This window comes from Sphingobium sp. SCG-1, assembly GCF_002953135.1.
Lineage (GTDB): Bacteria > Pseudomonadota > Alphaproteobacteria > Sphingomonadales > Sphingomonadaceae > Sphingobium.
Genome location: NZ_CP026372.1, coordinates 437,613 through 460,731, shown reverse-complemented (window position 1 = coordinate 460,731; position 23,119 = coordinate 437,613). Strand labels below are relative to the sequence as shown.

The 23,119-nt window shown below is 62.3% G+C and carries 21 protein-coding genes; 2 read left to right on the top strand and 19 right to left on the bottom strand.

The features are described from left to right. Positions 1–39: 39 nt before the first annotated feature. The 13 genes from C1T17_RS02065 to C1T17_RS02010 form a co-directional block, all read right to left on the bottom strand. A complete protein-coding gene (locus C1T17_RS02065) occupies positions 40–834 on the bottom strand; it encodes a quinoprotein dehydrogenase-associated putative ABC transporter substrate-binding protein (protein WP_104951987.1) in 795 nt (264 codons plus the stop codon). Next, positions 831–1,793 carry a PQQ-dependent catabolism-associated beta-propeller protein gene (locus tag C1T17_RS02060; RefSeq protein WP_189338462.1) on the bottom strand — a complete coding sequence of 321 codons (963 nt, stop codon included), beginning with the start codon at positions 1,791–1,793 and terminating at the stop codon, positions 831–833. The genes C1T17_RS02065 and C1T17_RS02060 overlap by 4 nt, the downstream gene beginning before the upstream one ends. Before the next feature lie 8 nt (positions 1,794–1,801). Continuing rightward, complete coding sequence (locus tag C1T17_RS02055) at positions 1,802–2,215, bottom strand: c-type cytochrome (RefSeq protein WP_104951985.1); 414 nt, start codon at positions 2,213–2,215, stop codon at positions 1,802–1,804. Continuing rightward, positions 2,196–3,089 (bottom strand): cytochrome c oxidase assembly protein, encoded by an 894-nt coding sequence (locus C1T17_RS02050; RefSeq protein ID WP_189338461.1) that lies wholly within the window; start codon positions 3,087–3,089, stop codon positions 2,196–2,198. Before C1T17_RS02050 ends, C1T17_RS02055 begins: the two co-directional genes overlap by 20 nt. Beyond that, complete coding sequence (locus C1T17_RS21145; RefSeq protein ID WP_189338460.1) at positions 3,086–3,415, bottom strand: hypothetical protein; 330 nt, start codon at positions 3,413–3,415, stop codon at positions 3,086–3,088. Before C1T17_RS21145 ends, C1T17_RS02050 begins: the two co-directional genes overlap by 4 nt. Further along, a complete protein-coding gene (locus tag C1T17_RS02045; protein WP_104951983.1) occupies positions 3,403–4,020 on the bottom strand; it encodes a cytochrome c oxidase subunit 3 in 618 nt (205 codons plus the stop codon). The genes C1T17_RS21145 and C1T17_RS02045 overlap by 13 nt, the downstream gene beginning before the upstream one ends. Then, positions 4,017–5,924, bottom strand: coding sequence for a cytochrome c oxidase subunit I (ctaD, locus tag C1T17_RS02040; RefSeq protein WP_104951982.1), 1,908 nt, complete (start codon positions 5,922–5,924; stop codon positions 4,017–4,019). Before ctaD ends, C1T17_RS02045 begins: the two co-directional genes overlap by 4 nt. Further along, a complete protein-coding gene (locus C1T17_RS02035) occupies positions 5,921–6,868 on the bottom strand; it encodes a c-type cytochrome (protein WP_104951981.1) in 948 nt (315 codons plus the stop codon). The genes ctaD and C1T17_RS02035 overlap by 4 nt, the downstream gene beginning before the upstream one ends. Positions 6,869–6,878: 10 nt before the next feature. Then, the gene (locus C1T17_RS02030; protein ID WP_189338459.1) at positions 6,879–7,415 is read right to left on the bottom strand and encodes a c-type cytochrome; all 537 of its coding nucleotides are present in this window, start codon (positions 7,413–7,415) and stop codon (positions 6,879–6,881) included. Positions 7,416–7,422: 7 nt separating this feature from the next. Then, positions 7,423–9,324 carry a PQQ-dependent dehydrogenase, methanol/ethanol family gene (locus tag C1T17_RS02025; RefSeq protein WP_104951979.1) on the bottom strand — a complete coding sequence of 634 codons (1,902 nt, stop codon included), beginning with the start codon at positions 9,322–9,324 and terminating at the stop codon, positions 7,423–7,425. A 313-nt stretch (positions 9,325–9,637) separates the two neighbouring features. Then, a complete protein-coding gene (fghA, locus tag C1T17_RS02020) occupies positions 9,638–10,480 on the bottom strand; it encodes an S-formylglutathione hydrolase (protein WP_104954948.1) in 843 nt (280 codons plus the stop codon). Positions 10,481–10,488: 8 nt separating this feature from the next. After that, the gene (locus tag C1T17_RS02015; protein ID WP_104951978.1) at positions 10,489–11,598 is read right to left on the bottom strand and encodes an S-(hydroxymethyl)glutathione dehydrogenase/class III alcohol dehydrogenase; all 1,110 of its coding nucleotides are present in this window, start codon (positions 11,596–11,598) and stop codon (positions 10,489–10,491) included. A gap of 196 nt (positions 11,599–11,794) precedes the next feature. Next, entirely contained in the window at positions 11,795–12,619 is an 825-nt protein-coding gene (locus C1T17_RS02010) for an SAM-dependent methyltransferase (protein WP_104954947.1), read from the bottom strand. Positions 12,620–12,889: 270 nt separating this feature from the next. Here C1T17_RS02010 and C1T17_RS02005 point away from each other — a divergent pair, with 270 nt between their 5' ends. Then, positions 12,890–15,295, top strand: a complete 2,406-nt coding sequence (locus C1T17_RS02005; RefSeq protein ID WP_104951977.1) for a TonB-dependent receptor — start codon at positions 12,890–12,892, stop codon at positions 15,293–15,295. Between the two features lie 22 nt (positions 15,296–15,317). On the opposite strand, the gene treF is transcribed toward C1T17_RS02005, so the two are convergent. The 3 genes from treF to C1T17_RS01990 form a co-directional block, all read right to left on the bottom strand. Beyond that, on the bottom strand, positions 15,318–16,901 hold the full coding sequence (gene treF, locus C1T17_RS02000) for an alpha,alpha-trehalase TreF (protein ID WP_223262748.1): 1,584 nt from the start codon (positions 16,899–16,901) through the stop codon (positions 15,318–15,320). A gap of 271 nt (positions 16,902–17,172) precedes the next feature. Then, a complete protein-coding gene (locus tag C1T17_RS01995) occupies positions 17,173–17,370 on the bottom strand; it encodes a YbdD/YjiX family protein (RefSeq protein WP_104951976.1) in 198 nt (65 codons plus the stop codon). After that, positions 17,367–19,427 carry a carbon starvation CstA family protein gene (locus C1T17_RS01990; protein WP_104954945.1) on the bottom strand — a complete coding sequence of 687 codons (2,061 nt, stop codon included), beginning with the start codon at positions 19,425–19,427 and terminating at the stop codon, positions 17,367–17,369. The genes C1T17_RS01995 and C1T17_RS01990 overlap by 4 nt, the downstream gene beginning before the upstream one ends. Before the next feature lie 468 nt (positions 19,428–19,895). On the opposite strand from C1T17_RS01990, the gene C1T17_RS01985 reads away from it, so the two are divergent. Continuing rightward, on the top strand, positions 19,896–21,098 hold the full coding sequence (locus tag C1T17_RS01985; RefSeq protein ID WP_223262747.1) for a glycoside hydrolase family 5 protein: 1,203 nt from the start codon (positions 19,896–19,898) through the stop codon (positions 21,096–21,098). A gap of 18 nt (positions 21,099–21,116) precedes the next feature. Here C1T17_RS01985 and purQ read toward each other — a convergent pair whose 3' ends face one another. The 3 genes from purQ to purC form a co-directional block, all read right to left on the bottom strand. Further along, complete coding sequence (gene purQ, locus C1T17_RS01980) at positions 21,117–21,791, bottom strand: phosphoribosylformylglycinamidine synthase subunit PurQ (RefSeq protein WP_104951975.1); 675 nt, start codon at positions 21,789–21,791, stop codon at positions 21,117–21,119. 1 nt (position 21,792) lies between these two features. Continuing rightward, positions 21,793–22,026 (bottom strand): phosphoribosylformylglycinamidine synthase subunit PurS, encoded by a 234-nt coding sequence (gene purS / locus C1T17_RS01975; RefSeq protein WP_104951974.1) that lies wholly within the window; start codon positions 22,024–22,026, stop codon positions 21,793–21,795. 202 nt (positions 22,027–22,228) lie between these two features. Continuing rightward, positions 22,229–23,008 (bottom strand): phosphoribosylaminoimidazolesuccinocarboxamide synthase, encoded by a 780-nt coding sequence (gene purC / locus C1T17_RS01970; protein ID WP_104951973.1) that lies wholly within the window; start codon positions 23,006–23,008, stop codon positions 22,229–22,231. Between the last annotated feature and the right edge of the window lie 111 nt (positions 23,009–23,119).

Sequence of the window (23,119 nt, the reverse complement as noted above, 5' to 3'; positions counted from 1 at the left end):
AGCCACTCTTGGGCGATAGCCGAGGGGATCCGTTGCAGGCTATACTTCGTCGGCGCGGAGGCCATAGGACCGTAGACGGCGCACGATCTCGCCATGGCGACGTTGCAAAATGGTGTCGATGCGCTGCCTTAAAGGCAGATCGTCCTTTCGCACTGCGACCGAAACATCGTAGATCATAGGCAGCGCCGGACCATCGAAGGCAGGCGAGACCGGTGTCAGGCGGATCATGCCGGGATGGCGGATCGCATAATAGGCCGCGACAGGCTCCCAAACGAAGGCGATGTCGATCTGCCCCGCCGCCAGCGCGTCGAGGATCGCCTCTTGCGGAAAGGCGCGCCGATAGTCGCCCTGTACCATGAAGCCGCGTACGTTGCTTATGATGCCACGCCGCGTCAGGGCATGAGCGGGCGGGGTGTTAGACCCGTCGTCGCCCACGAGCTGCACGCCGATCTGCAACCGCTTCAGGTGCGGATCGTCGAGCGAACGGATCGTCAGCCGATCGCTGGTACGCGTGACGACCATGTAACTCGCCCGGTAATAAGGCGTGCTGGTCGCTACGCTCTCCAGCGCACTCGCCACGCCCGGCACCAGATCGCACCGCCCCGCGCGCAGCGTCTCCCGCAGATTGCCGCGCCGCTGCGCCCACCAGACGTAGCGAAGCTCCGCCCCCATATCCCGCGCAAGAAGCCTTGCCAGCGCATTCTCATATCCCTCTCCCTTTCGGTTGGAGAAGGGCATGTTGTTCGGGTCAGCGCAGACTCGCAGCACCGGCTTTTCGGGGGCGGTATGGCACGCAGTAAGCAACAGAGCGGCAAGCACGAGAGCACGCCTCATCGGACTGCAATGCCCCATGGCTTGCCGCCGACCGCGACACGACCAACCACGCGATTGGCAGTGAGGTCGATCACGGACACGTCGCCGCTGAGACCGTTTGCGGTATAAAGATGCCGCTCGTCGGAGCTGAGCGAGAGGTTCCATGCGCGCCATCCGACGGGAAACGTTCGGATTAGGGCCAGGGATCGAGGATCGATCTCCGCCACCAACTTCGCGCGTCCTAGTGCGACGAAAGCCCGCTTGCCATCGCGGGTAAGGGCGATGCCGACCGCCTGAATCTGCTCACCCGGAGGACGATCGCCGGGCAGGGCGGCGGGAAAGTCGATCCTGCCTACGCGGCGGTGCGTCGTGGTGTCGAAGGCCGTCACCGTGCCCCGTATCTCCGAAGATACCAGGAAGCGCTTTCCATCGGGGGTGAAGGCGATATAGCGCGGCCGTGTATCGACCATCAGATTGTCGATCACTTCGCCCCGCGCCGCATCGACGACATGCGCCATGCTTGCAGTTTCGGATGCCTGTATGACGGTCCGACCATCGGGGCTGACGGCAGTGCCTTCCGGTTCGCCGCCAACCGCAATGCGCCGCACAACCTTCCGGGCCGATACATCGACCACGGAGAGCAGATTGTCGTCTTCATTGGCGACATACAGGCGCTTGCCATCAGGCGAGAGCGCAATGGTTTCGGGGTCCGGCCCGCAAGGCAGCGTACCCACTACGCGGTTGCGCGCCAGATCGACGACAGCAATGCGGTTGTCATCGCTGGTTGCGGCATAAAGCAAGCGGCGATCGGGCGACATCGCCAGCCCGCGCGGTCGCCTGCCGACGGCGATCGGCGGGCGCTGCTCCAGCGTTGCGGCATCGATCACATGCACGACGTTCGACGCCTCATCCGAGACGTAGATCATGCCGGTCCTGGGCGCACCACGGTCACAGGCCACCAGCAGGACGAGGAGCAGCATCGGCCATTTCATGAGCGCGTGTAGAGATAGGCAGTCATGTCGCGCGCGTCCCTGTGCCCCACCCCCAGATTGGGCATCGCGGTCCCAGGGGACATCTCTTGCGGATTCTCGATCCAGCGCTCCATGTTGGCGGGCGTATTCTCCAGTCGCCCTGCGATGAAGCCGCGCGCGCCGATCGTGTCGAGCGGCGGGCCGACCATGCCTTGTGCCTGCGCCACCCCCGGAATGTTGTGGCAACCGCCGCAGCCATAGCTTGACAGCAGTTGCTTGCCGCGCGCCGCGTCACCCCCGGTGATCGCCTCCGCCCGATCGCGCAGATCGCCTTGCTCATAAACATATTCGAACCCGATAAGGCCCGCGGCGGCGACCAGCGCCACTGCGATTCCGCCGAGCAGCACCCGGCTATCGCGCCGCGAGAGCATGGCTCATCTCCGCACGATTGATCCATCGATAGAGCAAGACCAACGTCGCGCCCATATGCACGACGCCGCCGGGTATCCACATGATGAGGCCGGCAAGCTGCTGGTCCTGTTCGGGCGTCAGGCCGTAAGGCGTGAGACCCATGGCTGCGTAGCCCGCGTACCAGGGACTGAGCGAGAGCGCCATCAGTGCGCCCAATGCCATGCCCACGGTCGCGGTGACGAACAGGCACAGGGCGGCCAATCCCTCGTGCCCGTGCCGCTCCCCCTGGGCCACGGCCCACCAGAATAGCAGCGACGTCAGGATGAAACTCAAATGTTGCGCCACGTGCCAGCCCTCGCTTCGCAGCGCGAGATCGAACAGCAAGGGCGCGTGCCACAGCCAAAGCGCCGTCGCCTGAAGGATCGTGGCGGGCCAGAGGCCCGAAATTGCGCGCCACCCCTTGGAAAACGCTGGCGCCTGGATGATCCGCGCTACGCCGCGCCGTGGACGAACCGGCAGGCCCCACAGCAACACCGGACCGCCGCGGGAGACGGCCAGCAGCAATGTCGCGATCAGCATGATGACCTCATGCTCGATCATGTGCATCGTGAAGGACCGCTCCCCCGCCTGATGCAGCGGTGAAACGAGCGCCGCTGTAAGGACCAGCCATCCAGATCCAAACGCCAGCCCCTCGCGCAGCATCCGCGCATGGCCTCGCTGCGCGCGTGGCCACAGTCGTACGAAACCGACAACATACAGCCCGATCGACAGAAGCAGCGGCACCGTGATTGTCGCGTCGAACGTCCAGCCGATCGGCGCATGTGCATGTCCTTCATGCGCGGCAGCGGCGGCAGGCAATCCAAGCATTGCCGCGCCGATGGCGAGCCGCCTCATGATAGGCACCCCGGCACCATGAACCCGGCAATGGTCTGCATCAGGACGGGGAAACCCAGCACCCCTGCCACCATCAGGCCCAGCAGCCCGATGAAGCATTGCGTATCGCTCCCCTGTGTCTCGCGCCGCCAGCTTCGGTATGACAGCAGTCCGCCACCGATCACCAGCGCGAGGCCCAGGAGGCCGATCAGCGTGACACTCCACCACTGCCCCGATCCGCAGTCCGCAAAGACGAGGTTCGCAGCGGCCTGCTGGCTCACATACCATCCCGCGCCCGCGCCGATGACGCCGGACCATGGCATGATCTGCCGCATCAGGGTAGCCATCGTGGTATCCAGTACAAAAGGACGTAGATCGGCAACCACGAGAGCCACACAAACCGCCAGTAGAGCGAATTCTCGCTGACATCGACGAAGCGATTGCTCTCCTTGCCGTGCACCGTGAACATCAGCACTGTCAGCACCAGCGTATCGCCATAGTCGGTGAGGAGGTGCGTCGCGTGCAGGAACAGGAGCATCCAGATCACCGAACCATAGGCGTTGTCGGTCCAATAGACGCCGAGCGATGCGAACTCGAAACCGCGCAGCACCAGCAGCGGCAAGGTTATGATGCTCATCAGCACAAGGCCAAAGCGCACCGTGGAGATATCATAGCGCTCCGCCGCGTTCTTGATGACGCGATTAGGAAGCTCTGTTAGCAGGATCAGCACGGTGAACAGCGTCCCCGCCCGCAGGTCAGGCGGGGAGATCGGGATGGGCGGCCAGCTTTGCTCCTTGTCCATGATGAAGAAATAGGCGGCGATGGCGAGCGCGAAGACCATGCCCTCCACCACCATGAAGCCCAATATTCCCCACCAGGTGATGCTGCGCGGCCCGAAGGCATGTGTCGGCAAATGAGCGAGGTCGCCGACGAAGCGGACAGGCGCGCTCATTCGATCACCGGCTCGCCATCTGGCGCGTTCTTGGGCCAGAACCAGACGGTGAAGCCGACGGCCAACGGCACCGCGCCGATCACAACCGCCCAAGGGGTGAAGATCGACCCGATGAACAACGCCGCCAGCGCGACTGCCGAGAGCAACGGCCACAGCGTCGGTTCGGGCGAGGGGTAGCGAATGTCGGGCTGCGCCTCGATCGCGGTCGTGACGACTTGCTCGCGATCATCGACACGCAGGCCAGTCATGACGTTGAGCGGCCCCTCCTCCCAAAGCGGAGTATGGCTGCTCACCACAGGGATATGCTCGAAATTGTAGGGCGCTGGCGGAGAGTCCGCCGCCCATTCGAGGCCCGGCGCGTTCCACGGGTTCGGACCCGCATCGGGCGGACGCCGGAGCGCCAGCACGACATTGGTCACGAACAATATGCCGCCGATCACGATCACGCCGGTCATCAGCGAGGACATCATGTTGAGCGCGTCCCACCCCATGCCGGTGGGATAAGTATAGACGCGGCGCGGCATCCCCAGCATTCCCGTTATGTGCATCGGGAAGAAGGCCGCGTTGAAGCCCAGGAACACGCACCAGAACGCTGCTTTGCCGAGACCCTCCGACAATAGTCGCCCGGTGAGTTTAGGGAACCAGTAGGTCAGCGCCCCTAGCAATGGGAACACACCACCGCCGATCAGCACATAATGCAGATGCGCCACCACGAAATAGCTGTCGTGCAGTTGCAGGTCGAGCGGCACGCTGGCGACCATGACGCCGGTCAGCCCGCCGATCACGAAAGTGACGATGAACGCAACGACATAGAGCAACGGCACCGCGAAGCGCGGGCGTCCGAGCCACATCGTTGCGATCCAGCAAAATATCTGGATAGCCGACGGCACTGCCACCGCCATGCTCGCCGCCGTGTAAAAGTCGTAGCCCAGACGCGGCAAGCCGGTCGCGAACATATGATGCACCCATACGCCGAAGCTCAGCAGCCCGATGGCGACGGTGGCGAGGACGAGTGCGGCATAAGCGAATACCGGACGCTGCGTGAATGTCTCGACGATCTGGCTGACGAAACCCATGGCGGGTAGGAAGATGATGTAGACTTCGGGATGCGCGAAGAACCAGAACAGGTGCTGCCACAGCAGCGCGTCGCCATGCTCGAACGGATTGTAGAATTGCGTGCCGATCAGCCGGTCCGCCAGCAACATACCGGACGCGAGCGCGACGGCGGGCAGCGAGAGCACCACCATGATCGACGTGACGAGGATCGACCACACGTACAGCGGCATACGCGCGATCGTCATGCCCGGCGCGCGGAATTTGAGGATGGTGACGATCAACTCGACGGCGACGGCAATGGCCGCGACTTCGGTGAAGGTAATCATCTGCGCCCAGATGTCGGTGCGCTTGCCGGGTGTAAATTCCGGCCCGGACAGGGGCACGTACATGAACCATCCGGCATCGGGACCGACATTGAGCGCGAATGCCACCCACAGCAGCAGCGCGCCGAACAGATAGGTCCAGTAGCTGAATGCATTGAGCCGGGGGAAGGCGATATTACGCGTGCCGACCATTAAGGGGATGATGTAGATCGCCACGGCCTCCATCACCGGCACGGCGAACAGGAACATCATCGTCGTGCCGTGCATCGTGAATATCTGGTTGTAGCGCGCTGCGCTGATGAGGCCGCTTTCGGGCGTCGCGAGTTGCAGGCGCATCGCGGCCGCCAGCGCTCCACCCAGAATAAGCAGAGTCATCGCGGTGTAGATGTACCGGCGACCAATATCCTTGTGATCGACGGTGGTGAGCCAGCCCCATAATCCGGGCGCGCGCGACCATGTACGATGCAGCCTCGCCTCAAGCTCTGCGCCTTGCAGGGCTTCGCCATCGCGGGCCACATCGCTCATTTCAGGCTCTGGAGATAGGCGACGACGGCGTGCAGATCCTGCGCCTCGAAGCCGATATAGGGCATGTTGTTGCCCGGCTTCGCACCCTGCGGATCAGCCACCCAGGCATAAAGATGCCCCCGCGTCATCGGATAAGTGCCTGCGCCGATCGAGCGGCGGCTGGCGAGATGCGTCAGGTCCGGCCCGAAGCGCCCGGACGCAGGCGTCCCAGTGATATTGTGGCAATTGGCGCACTCGCGCTGCGTTACATAGGCATAGCCGCCTTGCGCAAGCGCCGTCCGGGGCGCGAAGGCCGGCGCCCGCTGCGCGCGCTGCCATCGTCTGAAATCCGGCAAGGATTCCACCGTCACGTCCAGCGCCATCCGCGCATGCTGCGTACCGCAAAACTCCGCGCACTGGCCGCGGAACAGCCCTGTGCGCCTGGGAAGCAGCAGGATGTCGTTCGTGCGTCCTGGCACCAGATCCTGCTTCCCCGCAAGCGGCGGCACCCAGAAACTGTGGATCACATCATTGGATTTGAGCGTCACCAGTGCGGGCACGCCTACCGGCAGATGCAATTCATTGGCGGTATGCACTTCATCGGATGGCGAGGCGCCGTGATAGCGCACGTCCCACCACCATTGGTTCGCCACCAGCTCAATCTTCAGCGGCGGCCTCCCCATGGTCGCCGCGTCTACTCGCCGGTCGACTAGGAAACTCGCGGCGCTCAGCACAGCCAGCCCCACCACCACCGCGCCGACCCAGCCGAACAGCGCCGCACGCGCCAGTGGTTCGCTCCCGGTCCGACGGCGGCGAAGAATGATTGCAGCGATCAACGCCACGATGACGATCAGGTAGAAGAAACCGGTGATGCCCAGGAACAGCAGGAACAGGCCATTGAATTGCTGGTCGTGCAGCCCCGCCCCGCTGGTCGCGGACTGGATGCCGTTCAGCCACGCGCTCACGACCGGTCGCTCATTGGGCGGTGCCCTGAACGCCTGCGGGCGAAGAAGAGTGCATCTCCTCGCGGCTCCGAAGCGTTTGCGGCTCGGTATTGCTTGGCTCGTCGGCGCGGCCCGGCAGCACATCCTGACGCTGCTGCGCGGAAAGCGAGCGGACATAGGCCGCAAGCTGCCACATCTGCTGCGCGGTCAACCGTCCGCGCCATGAGAGCATTCCGTTGGGGCGGCCCTGATCGAGCGTCGCGACGATCTGCTCCATATTGCCGCCGTATCGCCACTGGTCATCCATCAGCGCCGGACCCATGCCGCCGCCGCCATGCGCATGGCATCCCGAGCAGTTCATCGCCTGGAACAGCTTCTGCCCCTGACTGACGGCATAGGCGTTGTTCTCATATTCGGCAGCGCGCGGATCGGGCCGTGGATGCGGCGGTTCGCCCGCCCGCAATGTGCTGACCAACGGTCCGCCCGCCGCGGCTTCTGCCAGCGGACGCCCCCGGCTTTCACGCTCCTCCCGGTCGCATGCACTCAGCGATACGAGAGACGCGATCATGACGACCCTAATGCGGGAGCGCGAATACATACAGCATCCCTCCCGCCGTCGTCTTCTGCGGTAAGTCGCCGACAGCCGAACCCCATCCGTTCCCCGCCGTCGGATCGCGCGCATCGAGCGCATTGCTGACGATCGAGCCAGGCCAGCCGCCCACGCCTGAGAGTATCGCAATATATTGATGCCCGTCCGGCCCGCGATAGCTGATCGGCTGGCCGATGATTCCCGATCCTGTCTTGAACCGCCAGAGCAGCTTGCCCGACCGTTGGTCCACCGCCTTGAACCAGCCGTCCATGGTCCCGTAGAAGAGCAACCCACCACCCGTAGTCAGCGCACCGCTCCACAGCGGCAGGTCCTCCTTGATCCGCCAGACGGGCCGCTGGTGCACCGGGTCCCAAGCCGTGAGCACGCCGCGGTGGCCGCCCGGCCCGGCATAATATTTGACGTCCGCGCCGATATAGGGCGTGCCAGCGATGTAGTTCGCTTCGTAGGAGCCCCAATCCATGCACAGATTGTTGTGCGGGATGTAGACGAGGCCCGTCAGCGGACTGAACGCCGCGGGGTTCCAGTCCTTCATGCCCGGTGCCGAGGGGCAGATGCCGCGTACCACGCGCCCTTCCTTCGGTTCCATCGCGGGATTGGGAGCAAGCCGCCCGGTCTTGAGATCGACACCTTTGTAGGCTGTGACGGGTCCGAACGCCTTGGCCGACAGCACTTCGCCTGTCGCGCGGTCCATGATGTAGAAATATCCGTTGCGTTCAGGCCGCGCCATGACACCGCGCATCCGCCCCTTGACCGGCATGTCGAGGAGGATCTGTTCGTTTATCCCGTCATGGTCGAACAAGTCATGCGGCGAGCTTTGATAGAACCAGCGCGCCTGCCCATCATCGATATTGCGCGCGAACACGCCGGTTGCGAACTTGTTGTCGCCGGGACGCTGCTCGGGATTCCATGGCCCCGGGTTGCCGGTGCCATAATAGACAAGGCGCAGTTGCGGATCGTAGCTGACCCATCCCCACGCCGCCCCGCCGCCCATTTTCCAGGCATCCGGAGGCCAGCTTGTGACGCCCAGATCACGGCCCCGGTCCATCGCGTAGAAGGGCTTGTACGCAGGCCCGATCAGCACATCACGATCGGGTCCGGTCGCAAAGGCTTTCCACGCAATTCGGCCCGTTGCGGCATCAAGCGCCGCGAACCAGCCGCGCACGCCCATCTCGCCTCCGGCATTGCCGACCAGCACCTTGCCGCCTGCGACCAGCGGCGCCATCGTCATGGTCTCGCCCCGGTTTATGTCGCCAAGCTTCGTCTCCCACAGCATCCGGCCGGTCGTGGCGTCGAGCGCGATCGTCCGGTTGTCGAGCGTGTTGAAGAAGATGCGGTTGTCCGCATAGGCCGCGCCCCGGTTCACCACATCGCAACAGGCGACGCCCTGCGCGGCGGACAGCGGCTTGGGTTTGAACGTCCATTTCACTGGCGCGCCCGGCTGCGTGAGGTCAAGCGCGTAGACATAGTTCGGGAACGGCGTCACGATATACATCATGCCGCCGATGACCAGTGGCGCGGCCTCATGCCCTTTCACGATACCTGTCGAGAAAGTGAATGCGACGTGCAGGCGGCGCACATTGCGGGTGTCGATTTCTCGCGCGGACGAGAAGCGCGTGCTGGCGTAATTCTTGGCGGCCATCGTCCATTGGCCGTCGTCGCCATCGCCTATGGAGCGCGCCGTTATTGCGCCGGTGCTCCCTGCATAAGGCGTGGTCGTGACGCTTTCTGAAGGCAGAGAGTCATGCCCCGCCAGGCGCACGATCGCGAATACTATGCCCAGGGCGAGCAGGAGGAGCACTCCAGCCCAAAGCCACGTCCGTCTGCGCGCTGCGGCCAGCACCGCCTCCCTTATATACCCCGGCTTCATGCGGGGCTCCAACGGCGAGAGATGCGCTGAACCTTTCCGTGTTTCAGTTACTTATGTTAATGTTCTCGGAGGGTTGGTCATTTTCAGCCGCATGGCAGATACTACCGCGTCGCTCACCCGATCCAGGATTCACCAAAGGCATAGCCCAACGTTATGAGTGCGCCGAGCAGGACGAACACCGCAGCGAATTTCTCGCCCCGCTTCATGTGAGGCCCGGACATATCCTTCATAAAAATCGCCTGATCCAAGCTTCTCCTGCATTATCAAAAACGGAACATGGCCGTTTCTGTTCCTGCCAGCGTCTGCGGGCTTATCAGATACCCAGCCGGACGGCGTGCCAGCGCAAGTGATCTTCCATGAACGTCGAGATGAAGTAGTAGCTATGGTCATAACCGGGATGCATCCGCAGCGTGATCTCGATGCCCGCCTGCTTGCACGCATTAAGCAGCAGTTGCGGCTTCAACTGTTCCTCAAGGAACTGATCCGCCTCTCCCTGATCGATCAACAGGTCGGTCCGGCGCGCACCCGCTTGCACCAGCGCCACCGCGTCATGCGCCGCCCAGTTCTCCTGCGCGCCCAGATAGCCCCCTAACGCCTTGCGCCCCCAAGGAACCTGGCTCGGCGCGACGATCGGGGCGAAGGCCGACACGGCCTTATAGCGGTCCGCATAGGTCAGCCCGATCGTCAATGCACCGTGGCCGCCCATGCTGTGACCCATGATCGACTGGCGCGTCATGTCCGCCGGAAATTCCGCCGCGATCAGTTCCGGCAGTTCTTCGGTGATGTAGGTCCACATCCGGTAATGCCTGGCGAAAGGCTCCTGTGTCGCATCGACATAGAATCCCGCGCCCAGCCCGAAGTCATACGCCCCCGCCGGATCATCGGGTACATCTTCGCCCCGTGGCGAGGTATCGGGCGCAACGAAGATCAGGCCGAGTTCGGCGCACGCCCGGCGAAACTCGCCTTTCTCCGTCACGTTAGCCTGTGTGCAGGTGAGACCCGACAAATACCAGACCACCGGCAAGGGCCGTTCCTTCGCGGCGTCCGGCACGAATACGGAGAACACCATGTCCGTACCTGTTGCCGATGAGATGTGCCGGTACACACCCTGCGCGCCGCCGTGCGCGCGATTGAGGGAAAGCGTCTCGATAGGCATGTTCTGGATCAATACACCACGACAGAGCGGATGCTTTCGCCGGCGTGCATCAAGTCGAAGCCCTTGTTGATGTCGTCGAGCGTCAGGACATGCGTAATCATCGGGTCGATCTGGATTTTGCCGTTCATGTACCAGTCGACGATTTTGGGCACATCGGTGCGGCCCTTGGCCCCGCCGAACGCCGTTCCACGCCAGTTGCGGCCCGTTACAAGCTGAAACGGTCGCGTGCTGATTTCCTTGCCCGCTTCGGCGACGCCGATGATGATGCTGGTGCCCCAGCCGCGATGGCAGGCTTCCAGCGCCTGCCGCATCACGGTCGTGTTGCCGGTGCAGTCGAACGTGTAATCCGCGCCGCCATCGGTCAGGGCGACCAGATGCGCGACGATGTCACCCTCGATCTCTTTGGGATTGACGAAGTGCGTCATGCCGAATTTGCGGCCCCACTCCTCACGATCCGGATTGATGTCGACGCCGATTATCATGTTCGCGCCCGCCATCTTCGCGCCTTGCAGCACGTTGAGGCCGATGCCGCCCAGCCCGAAGATGATGACGTTGTCGCCTACCTGCACCTTGGCCGTGTTCACCACGGCGCCGACGCCGGTCGTTACACCGCAGCCCACATAGCAGCTCGTCTTGAACGGCGCGTCCTCGCGAATTTTCGCGACGGCGATCTCGGGCAGCACCGTGAAGTTCGAGAAGGTCGAGCAGCCCATGTAGTGAAAGATCGGCTCGCCCTTGTAGGAAAAGCGCGTGGTGCCGTCCGGCATCAGGCCCTTACCCTGCGTCGCGCGGATGGCGGTGCACAGGTTTGTCTTCCCCGACAGGCATGACTTACACTGGCGGCATTCAGGCGTGTAAAGCGGGATCACATGATCGCCGGGCTTTACACTGGTGACGCCGGCGCCGATCTCGCGCACAATCCCTGCGCCTTCATGGCCCAATATGCTCGGGAAGATGCCTTCGCTGTCTAACCCGTCCAGCGTATAGGCATCGGTGTGGCAGATGCCCGTCGCCATGATCTCGACCAGAACCTCGCCGGCCTTGGGACCCTCAAGGTCGAGTTCAACAATTTCCAACGGCTTCTTCGCTTCAAAAGCAACGGCTGCACGGGTCTTCATGATGATCCTCCGGATACTGGACCTTCCTTAGCGTCGATCGAACATGGAGCAAGGGGCGGCGACTGAGAACTGCCCGCTTGTCATCAGTTCGGCTGAGAGGTCGCGCTGTCCTACATCGCTACCGATCCACTTTAATGCAGGTGCAGATAAGGAGCGAGGCCATAACGCGGGCAGATTCACCCCAAACTCCAAGCGCTCACCGCGCGACGAAGGTGAATATGCCATAGCGCATCGCGCCGGTGCGGTAAGCGAGCATCAATCGCGGCACGCTGAGCGCGAACAGCCGGTTGCGTGAGCGGAGCACCTGACGGCGGAGCGCCTCGTCCCGTACCAAGCCCCGGAGCAATCTCCCGAGGCAGATCGACCATGTCCTCGGCACCGATGTGCTCAAATCCTCGAAGTCCTCGCACACAAAGCCGCTCGCCAGCGCCATCGCGCGATATTCGCTTTCGCTGCCCATCGAAGGAAGCCGCCCTTCGTAGCAAATCGGCTCCAGCAGATGCCGCACTTCCCATGCCTTGGGCGTTTCGGAGGCGAGCCACGCGCACACTACAAGCCGCCTGTCCATCTCCAGCACGCGCCGCGCCTGCCGGAAGAAGGCGGGTTTGTCGGTCATGTGCTCGGAACTCTCGATAGAGTAGGCACCCCGAGCACTCCCCGTCTCCATCCCGTTCTCAAGCCAGTCCTGCCGGATCAGCGTGACATTCTGGGTGGGCGGCGCATAGGTAAGCTGCTCAGTGGAAAGCGTGAAGCCGGTAACTCTAGCACCGCGTGTGGCGAACCGCCGCGCCGTCGCTCCATAGCCGCAGCCTATATCGACCAGATGATCCCCTGCACTGAATCGCAATTTGTCGGCGACCAGATCGCTCAGCGCCTCGACAGCGTGCCCGCTGTCCTCCCGCCCCGTCCGCCACAGGCCATGATGGACATGCTCGCCCCACAATTGTCGATAAATCGGGTCAAGCTCATCATAATGATCCGCCACCGCCGCACTATCCTGCAATTGCCTGGGCGTAATCATGCTGCCTCCGCGCTGGCGGGTCGGGAGCATTCAGCCTAAGCGCCCCCTTCGGCCCGCGCAATACTCCGATGCCGCCCTCGATCTGTGAAGCGGCTCTAAAGGCGGGCAACAAAATCCCGAACCTCATCGACGGTGTTACCAAACTCACTGTGACTCGAATGCATCAGTTCGCTGGAAGAACGACCGCCGACCCTTGCCGGTATAGTGCGGCGCCTTTAGTTTGCACTTAATCACACGGCTCCGAAGAACGCCGGTCCGACAGGAGGTATCATGCTCAATTCTTTTGGAAAAAGAACTCGCCTGCTTCAGGGAGCGGCACCTGTTGCCCTCCTTCTGAGCGCTTCCGCAGGATATGCTCAAACGGCCACTGACGCCGCGCCGCAAGCAGCGGCGGCGGAGCAGGATGGCGAGGACATCATCGTCGTTGGCACGGCGGGTGGCGGCACGCGCAGGCAGGACGCGTCCTTTGCCGTAACCACGCTCGGGAGCGAGGCGATCGCTCGGGCCGCGCCAAACAGCACTGCCGACATCCTGCGCACGGTTCCCGGCGTCAGCGCAGAAAGCTCGGGCGGGCAGAACGGCGCGAACATCTTCGTGCGCGGCTATCCCTCAGCCGGTGACGCGCAGTTCGTGACTTTCCAACTGGGCGGCGTTCCTATTTTCCCGCCATCCACTCTGTCGTTCCTCGAAAACTCACAGCTCATCCGCCTGGACGAGACAGTGGAGCGTGTCGAGGCCGTTCGCGGCGGGACGGGTTCGCTGTTCTCCAGCGGTCAGCCCGGCCTGACCGTCAACGTGGTTCCGCGCGAGGGCGGCGACGTCTTGCACGGCCTCGGCAAAGTCTCTTACACCGATTATGACGAAGTGCGTGGCGACGCGTGGATCTCCGGCCCGATCAGCGAAGATACGCGCTTCATGGTCGGCGGCTATTATGCGCGGGGCAATGGCATTCGCGACCCGCAGTTCCGCGCCGAAAAGGGCGGGCAGATCACAGCTAGCCTGCGCCACGATTTCGGGAACCGCGGGTCTGTCCTGTTCTACGGCCGCTACCTGAACGATCATGGCCAGTGGCTCCTGCCGATCCCGATCATCCAGAATGGGCGCAGGATCAGCGAGTATCCCGGCTTCGATGCCGGGACGGGTGCGCTGCCGGGCCGGGACACCCGGCGTGTTACCAACAACAGCGGCCGCATTGTTGATCTGGCTGATGGCCGCGGCGCAAATGTCGGGAACATCGGCCTCAACTTCGATTATGAACTGGTCGATAATCTGCGCGTGAGAGAGCGCATGAGCTATCTATGGGGCAGTGCCGACACAGTCGGGTTGGTCCCAACCGAAGCCCCCACATCTGCGTCGGCGATGGCCGTGACGCTTGGCGGTATCGGCTCGACGGTCGGTAGCCTCACTTTCGCCTCGGGCGGTGGTGCGGTTTCGCCCACGCAGCAAGTGATGCGTGCAGGAATCTGGGAAGTGCGCAAGGACATCGACTCATTCGTCAATGACCTCGCACTGGAAGTGACCACCGGCGGAAACAAGCTGACAGGGGGTTTTTACTACGCCGAATACACCACGCGGGACAACTGGGCGCTTGGTAATGAGGTGCTGCTCGCAGCGGAAGAAAATGCGCGGCGGCTCAATCTTGTGCTGGGCGATGGCCGGATCGCGACCCGTGACGGCTTTACGTCCGGCAACGGCTTCCAGGTCGACACCTTCTACAAGGGCCGAGATTACGCACTCTACGGCGTGGACGAGCTCCAGATCACCGATCAGTTGCGCGTAGACGGCGGCATCCGCTGGCAGCGGCATGAAGTGGACGCAAATGTCGCCACTTCTAACGCGACATTTGACCAGGATGGCAATGCCGCGACGCTCTACGACAACGCCACCACCATCCTTGCACCCAGCCGTGCGCTCACCTACCGCGACTCCAAATGGTCGTGGACCGCGGGCGCCAATTACGACATCACCGATCAGATCGGAGTGTTCGCGCGCTACAGCCGAGGCCACAGCTTTCCACAGTTCGACAACCTCCGCGAAGGTCTGACCGTGGTGTCGAAGGTCGACACCTATGAGGGCGGCCTCAAGGTCTCGATGTCGATGGTCAACCTCTACGCGACCGTGTTCCACAACAAGTTCGATGGTCTGGCTACCACGCAGATCATCAACAACGTGCCCACCAGTGCGATTGGCGGAGCGAAAGCAACCGGCGTGGAACTGGAGGGCGCACTCCGGCCATTCGACGGTTTAAGCATCACGGCGGCAGGCACTTATCTCGACGCCACCTACCGAGGCTTCTTCACCGGGAACGGCACGATCGACAACACCGGCAACCGCGTCCAGCGCCAGCCCAAGTGGATGTGGCGTGTGACGCCCGCATATGAGATGGAGATCGGCAGCCTCACGCCATCTGTATTTGCGACTCTGCAATACACCGGCGACCGTTTCTCGGATCCTGAGAACAACCAACTGCTGCCGCGCTATTATCAGCTGGATGCCGGCATTTCGGTGGACATCGACAAGCGCATCAAGCTGCAGGCGACAGCCAACAACCTCACGAATGAAATTGGCCTGACCGAGGGCAATCCGCGCATCATCGGATCGCAGGGCAGCGGCCCGATCCTTGCGCGGCCGATCCTGGGCCGCTCGTTCCGGTTCAGCGCCGCCTACAGCTTCTGAGGTCGCGTCGGATCGCGCGATCCTAATGTGTGACCTGGGCGCTACTCGCCAGATCGGGATAGCGCTCAAGGATCGCGCTGGCGACGCCGTTGGTCCAGCCGAAGCCGTCCTGGAGCGGATATTCGCCGCCGCCGCCCGGTCGCCGCTCCTCGACGTCATATTTCTCCAGCATCTTGCCTGTCTCGGAATAGGCGGCGGTGACGGTGCCCATCCACCGTCGCGCGATGTCATGCGCGAGCGCATCCTCGCCGTTGCGCGACAGACCCTCGATCGCGACCCATTGCAGCGGCGCCCACCCGTTCGGACTGTCCCACTGCTGCCCCGTGCGGATGGACGTCGTCCTTAAACCTCCGCTTGCCAGCAAAGTCTTGTGGACAGTCGCGGCAACCGCTTTCGCTTGGGCCGGCGAGGATGCGCGGACGAACAGCGGATATAGCGTGGCCGCCGAAATCACCGCAGTCGGCCGTTTGGCAATACGATCCCAGTCGGCGTAGCGCCGTTCACGCGCCAACCAGAGATACCGATTGATCGCCGCTTTCCGCCGCGTCGCCAGGGTCGAGTATTGCTTCACGCAAGGCAGGTCATTTGCCGCGCGGCAGCGGGCCGCGATACGGTCCTCCATCGCGAGTATCAGGCTGTTCAGATCGATAGGCACGACGTCCGTCGTGCGGATCGACGCCAGCACCTCCGGATCGGCAAGCCACCGCGCGCTGAAGTCCCAGCCGCTCTCCGCCCCTGCGCGCAGATGGCGGTATGTCTGTGCGGGCGAACCTCCCGCTTTGGCGGCAGACGCCACGTCTTCGGCATAGGATTCGTCGCGCGGCGTGTCCTTGTCGTCCCAATAGCGATTGAGCAACGTTCCGTCGGGCATCCGCACCACCCGCTCACAGGCACCAGCGGCATCGACGCAAGATGCACCTCTCATCCAGTAAGCATGTTCCTTGCGAAGCGCCGCCAGCCGCTGTGCCGCACGCGCTGAATCCTGATCCTTCGACAGATCGAGCATCAATGCAAAAAAGGGCGGTTGCGAACGGCTGAGATAATAAGTCCGCATACCATTGGGAATGTGGCCGTATTGATCGATCACTGCGACGAAATCGGCGATCATCGACTCGATCAGCGGCTGCTGGCCATCGACGGCCAAACCCAGCATCGTGAAATAGCTATCCCAATAGTACATCTCCCGGAAGCGTCCGCCGGGCACCACGAACGGCTCGGGCATAGCCAAAGCGGAACTGCCAGGGCTCGGCACGACTGGCTGACGAATCAGCATCGGCCACAGCGCACGGACATGTTCGCGCAGGTCGCTTGCTTGATGATCGTTGACGCCCGGCACTATGAAGTTCGCGAGGACAAAGGCACGCAGCGCGGCTTTGTCTTTGGGTGCCTGTCGGCCATAATCGGCCATTATTGCCGTCGAAGCGCGCCGGGGTACGGCATCGACAAAGGTCTTTCCGTCGGGGAATAAATGCTCCGTCTGGGTTCGACGAAAAAGATCCCCGTAAAGCTCGGCTGGTGATTGCTGTCCAACCGCACTGGAGCCAAGCAGGAGAACTAAACCAGCGAGGGCGGCTTTGAAAGCGGATGAAAAGCCTTTTTCAATCACCGAACATCCTCACATTGGGCATCGGTCAGGCTTAGACTTTCGGCCTCTTCCACCTGATCGTGTCAGATCGAGAAAGATAATTTAGGTGCGAGCGACCGTCAATTAACCTGAGTAGAGCGATAGGAATGTTGATACACATGATCCCGCCAATAAAAATGCGCGTTCGGAAAGTTTAGGAGCGCCCTCAACGGAAGCGTTGGTCGCTCTCGACGCTTGTCCGGACCTAAGCATCCAAATCTCTCCCTTGAGTGATCGGGAGGGACCAAGCCGTTCAGCAACATCGCCCGCCGTTCTTTCCTCCATACCGCGCCTCCTGCCGGTCGCGAAAAAACGCCACCCTGCTCATCACGGCGTCATCGGGGTGCTGCTGCGCCATATGTGCCAGATATGCGTCATAGTCAGGCAGGCCGACCATCAGCCGTGCAGTGCGGCGTAAGGTGCTTAGCAGAGTAGCGGCGCGACTTCTCATTGCGCTGCCGCCAGATGGGGACCGGAAGAACCAGTAACTTCGGTTATAGTGGGAAGGGCGGCTTTGCGAGCACGCAGGCATGTGCGCACGGTGGAGACCAATATGCAAAGCACCACCCCCAGGAACAGCCCACATAGTGCGGCATCGATCCGGTCATTGAAGATGATCCGCTCCATCTCCGCCATCGATTTGGCGGGGGCGAGGATTTCACCTCTTTGCGACGCTGCGCTGAACTTTGAGGCATGGGAAAGGAAGCCGACTTGTACGTCGCTGGAGAATAGTTTCAGCCAGCCCGCACTGATTGTGCAGACGAGCAGCCATGCGGTTGGCACCACTGTCACCCATGCATAGCGGTCCCTCTTCATGCGGAACAACACTGTGGTGGCGAGCATCAGCGCGATGGCGGCGAGCATCTGGTTGGAGATGCCGAACACCGGCCAGAGAGTATTCACTCCGCCCAGGGGATCAGTGACGCCCTGATATAGGAAGAAACCCCAGGCGGCGACGCACAGACCAGTGGCGATCAGGCCTGGCGCAAGCCCCTCATTGTTGCGGAAGGAGGGCGCGAGCATACCGATCAGGTCCTGCAACATAAAGCGTCCTGCGCGGGTGCCCGCATCGACTGCTGTGAGAATGAAGAGCGCCTCGAACAGGATTGCGAAATGGTACCAGAAGGCTTTCATGGCCGGGCCGCCGACGACATGGGAGAAGATCTCTGCCATAGCGACGGCCAGCGTCGGCGCACCCCCTGCGCGGGAAATGATGCTGTGCTCGCCGACGTCCTTTGCCGTCTGGACAAGAAGGTCGGGCGCGATGGGAAAGCCCATGGCGGTAACGGCGGTTGCTGCGCTGGACGGATTTGTCCCTATCAGGGCGGCGGGGCTGTTCATCGCGAAATAGATGCCGGGGTCGAGGATCGAGGCGCCGACCAGCGCCATGATCGCCACGAACGCCTCCATCAACATCGCTCCATAGCCGATGAAGGGAGCATGCGCCTCGCTGGCGATGAGCTTGGGCGTCGTCCCGCTCGCAATCAGGGCGTGAAAGCCCGATACTGCGCCGCACGCGATCGTGATGAACAGAAACGGAAAGAGGCCGCCTGCCCAGACTGGGCCACCGCCGCCGATGAACTGGGTCAGCGCGGGCATCCTGAGTGGTGGGGCCATCACGACGATGCCGATCGCAAGCGCCGCGATCGCGCCGATCTTGAGGAAGGTCGAGAGATAGTCACGCGGCGCGAGCAGCAGCCAGACCGGCAGCACGGACGCGACCGCGCCATAACCGATCAATATCCAGCAAAGTTGAATAGGGGTGAAGGTAAAAGCCGGCCCCCAAAGCGGAGAGGCGGCGATGGACTGCCCATAGATGATGGCGAGCAGCAGGCCGATAAGACCGAGCACGGATACTTCGCCAATTCGGCCCGGGCGTATCCAGCGTGTGTAGACGCCCATGAAGAACGCCAGCGGCACGGTGGCAGCCACCGTAAACATGCCCCAGGGGCTCTCCGCCAGCGCTTTCACTACGATGAGGGACAGCACGGCGAGGATGATGACCATGATGACGAAGGCACCGACCAGCGCCACCGTACCCGCAACCTGTCCCATTTCCATGCGGATAAGCTCGCCCAGCGATCGCCCGTCGCGGCGCATGGAGATGAACAGGACCATGAAGTCCTGCACAGCGCCCGCCAGCACTACGCCGAAAATGATCCATAAGGTGCCGGGGAGATAGCCCATTTGCGCCGCCAACACGGGTCCTACCAGTGGTCCTGCGCCCGCAATTGCCGCGAAATGATGGCCGAAAAGAACGGATTTTTCGGTCGCTACATAGTCCAGGCCGTCGGCGCGGCGTACGGCGGGGGTAGCCCGGTCCGGATCGAGGCCCATGACGCGCCGACCGATGAACAGGGCATAATAGCGATAGGCGACGAGGAACATGCTGACTGCAGCGACGACGATCCACAGCGCATTGACATGCTCTCCACGCAGGGTAGCGACCATGGTGAGGCAGAAAAAGCCGATGCCGCCCAGCGCGATCCAGGGAAGGTGTCGTGTCATGCCGCATCCTAAGTCACAATAGGCAAAGACATAGGCTAGCCCGCGGGAGTAGGAAAGAGCGGCGCATCGCAAATGAACCATGTGCATCTGCCAATTGTGATTACCGACTCCTCCCGATCTTCACGTGCCGAATGTCACTTCATGTGGATACGACAATTCTGACACGCGAATGCGGAAATTGCGGGAAGTCCTTCCCAACGTGTGTGCGATGTCAGCCTGTATCCGGGCCGGAATGGCTACGTTCCGTTATTCCCGCGAGGGCAGGCATCTCCTGTCGGTTTGCAGCGAAATAGCAAGACTTGGACTTTACCGGGATGACAGTGGTTCGGCTCTGGCGGCCTTTTAACCTTATTCATCTCTTTTCCGATGCGAAAGCGTCACGGGGCATCTGGGTCGAAAATGAACGGCCATGCTCAACCGGTCGTTAACTATATTCAAATAGAGCTTTTCTGATGCGAAATCAGGTAGATGATCGCCTCGCGCGAACGTCGGCCGTCTGCGATCGGAACAGCCTTCATGCGCGCGCGCTCATTGTCACTGCCCCTCTATGCTCTTCTCATGGCGTCCTGCGGTGGCGGCGAGTCTACACCGGTGGCAGCCACGCCTGCCTCCGCAACGCCATCGGCCCCCGTGTCCGTGCCAGCGCCCCCGCCCACCGAGAATATCGCCGCCAAGCCTGCGGTGACGGCATTCGGCTATACACTGGCGCCTGCCGCGAAGCCGGAGAAGGGCAATCCGCTACCGCTGGGCAAATGCGTGAACATGGGTGGCATGCTGGAGCGCGATGTCGAAGGCGATATGTTCGGGCGACCAATCAGGGATGACGATTTCGCGACCATCCGCGCCGCGGGGTTCGATACGGTGCGGTTGCCAGTCAAATATTCGGTACATACCGCCACAACGTCCCCCTATGCCGTCGATCCGGCATTGATGGCGCGCGTCCGGCAGGTCGTCGACGCAGCGGTCGCAGCTGATCTCAACATCATCATCGACTTGCATCATTATGTGGATGTCCAGCAATCGCCCGCCGCCGAGCGCGAGCGGTTCGTTGCGATCTGGCGGCAGATCGCGGAGGCGCATCGCAATGACGGGCCGAAGCTGTGGTTCGAGTTGCTGAACGAACCGGGTTACGAGTTCTGGAACAAGGCGAGCACCTGGGACATCTTCACGCCCGCGATCCGCGAAATCCGGCGTACCAATCCCACTCGGCCGATCATCGTTGCGGGCAATTACGGCAGTTCCGTCCAGTCGCTGGCCACGTTCGACATCGCCATGGACGATCCGAACCTGATCCCGACCTTCCATTTCTATGATCCCAAGGAATTCACGCATCAGGGCGCGGGCTGGACAACGATAAACTATCCCATGGGTCGGCCGTTACAGGATAGCGATCGCACCAGCATCGACTTGGCCGTGTCGCGGGTGAAGGACTATATGAACCGCACCGGGCGCGTGCCGTTTTTGGGCGAATATGGCGCCTATGACATCGACGGAGTCAACGTCGCGGATCGCGTGAAATATTACGGTATGGTCAGTTCCGCCTTCGCCTCGATCGGGGTGCAAAGCTGCGCCTGGTCATTCACCAACGGCTTCTCGCTCTACACCAAGACGGGGTGGGTTCCGGGAATGCTGGATGCGGTGCAGACCACGACGACGCTGATGCCGTCATGAGGTGCCGCGGATAGGCGTTCAGGCGCGCGTCAGCAGGCCCTCGACCAGTCCTTCGAACAGGCGGCGGCCGTCGGTGCCGCCGTGGGCGGGTTCGATCATGCGTTCGGGGTGGGGCATCATGCCCAGGACATTGCCTGCGTCGTTCAGGATGCCTGCGATGTTGCGGGCGGAGCCGTTGACGGGTTCGGCGTAGCGGAAGGCGACGCGGCCTTCGCCTTCGAGCCGGTCTAGCGTGGCGTCGTCGGCGAAGTAGTTGCCGTCATGGTGGGCGACGGGGATCGTGATCGTCTCGCCGGCGTCATATTTGGCAGTGAAGGCGGACTGGGTGTTCTCCACCGTCAGCGCTACGTCGCGGCAGACGAAGTGGATGCCTGCGTTGCGCATCAGCGCGCCGGGGAGAAGGCCGGTCTCGGTCAGCACCTGAAAGCCGTTGCATACGCCGAAGACGTAGGCGCCGCGCTCCGCCGCCTTCGCCACCGCCTGCATCACCGGCGAGCGCGCGGCCATCGCGCCGGAGCGGAGATAATCGCCATAGGAGAAGCCGCCGGGGACGCCGAACAGGTCGATGCCTTCGGGCAATTCGCTGTCGCCGTGCCAGACCATCGTCGGCGCGTGGCCAGTCACCTGCGCGAAGGCGACGGCGAGGTCACGGTCGCAATTGCTGCCGGGGAAGACGATGACGGCGCTCTTCATCCTAGGCGACCTTTTCGATGCGGTAGTTTTCAATGACGGTGTTGGCGAGCAGCTTTTGGCACATCGCGTCGATATCCGCGTCGCTGGTGTCGTCCGCGAGGTCAATCTCGATGAGCTTTCCGGCGCGGACATCATTGACGCCTGAGAAGCCGAGACCGCTTAGCGCGTGATGGATCGCCCGGCCCTGCGGATCGAGCACGCCGCCCTTCAGAGTGACGAAAATACGGGCTTTCATGGGCGAGACTCCTTGGGGCTTGCGCGTTGGCCAAGCCCCTAGACCAATTTGGCGCGGAGATGAAGGGGTTCGGTGGGGTTTGGCGATCTGTTCGCAACTGCGCGTCCGGTTAGGCAACACCCTCCGTCCGTTCGGTTCGGGCTTGTCGAGAACGGGGTGCGGAGAGCGTTCTGGACACGCTCGAACCGAACGGGTCTGGTCGTTAGATCCCGCGCTTTTTGCGGTGGGTTTCCATGTCGAGGATCGCGTTTTCGGCACCCTCCGGCAGCAGCCCCAGGCGGCGGGCGACTTCCTGATAGGCTTCGACTTCGCCGCCGAGGTCACGGCGGAAACGGTCCTTGTCGAGCTTTTCGTTGGTGACCGCGTCCCACAGGCGGCAGCCATCGGGGCTGATTTCGTCGGCGAGGATAACGCGACTGAACTCACCGTCCCACAGGCGGCCAAATTCCAGCTTGAAGTCGATCAGGCGGATGCCAATCGCGGCGAAGAGCCCGCACATGAAGTCGTTCACCCGGATCGCCATGTCGGCGATGTCGTGCATCTCTTCCTGGCTGGCCCAGCCGAAGCAGGCGATATGCTCGTCCGAAATCATCGGGTCGCCGAGCGCATCGTCCTTGTAGCAATATTCGATCAGCGTGCGGGGAAGCTGTGTGCCTTCCTCGATGCCGAGCTTCTTGCTGAGCGAGCCTGCCGCGACGTTGCGGACGATCACTTCGATCGGAATGATCTCGACCTGCCGGATCAACTGCTCGCGCATGTTGAGGCGGCGGATGAAGTGCGTGGGTACGCCGATCTGCGCAAGGAGCGTGAAGATATGCTCCGAAATGCGGTTGTTGAGGACGCCCTTGCCGCTGATCGTACCCTTTTTCTGGGCGTTGAACGCTGTCGCATCATCCTTGAAATATTGGATCAGCGTGCCGGGTTCCGGACCCTCATACAGGATCTTGGCTTTGCCTTCGTAGATCTGGCGGCGACGGGCCATGGGCATATCCCTGCTTTGCAAAAACAATGCGCCCCGGCAGACGCGAATCGAAAAGGATCAGCGGTTGCCGGGGCTGTAAGCGCGGCCAATAGACGAAAGTGCGGTGGGGTG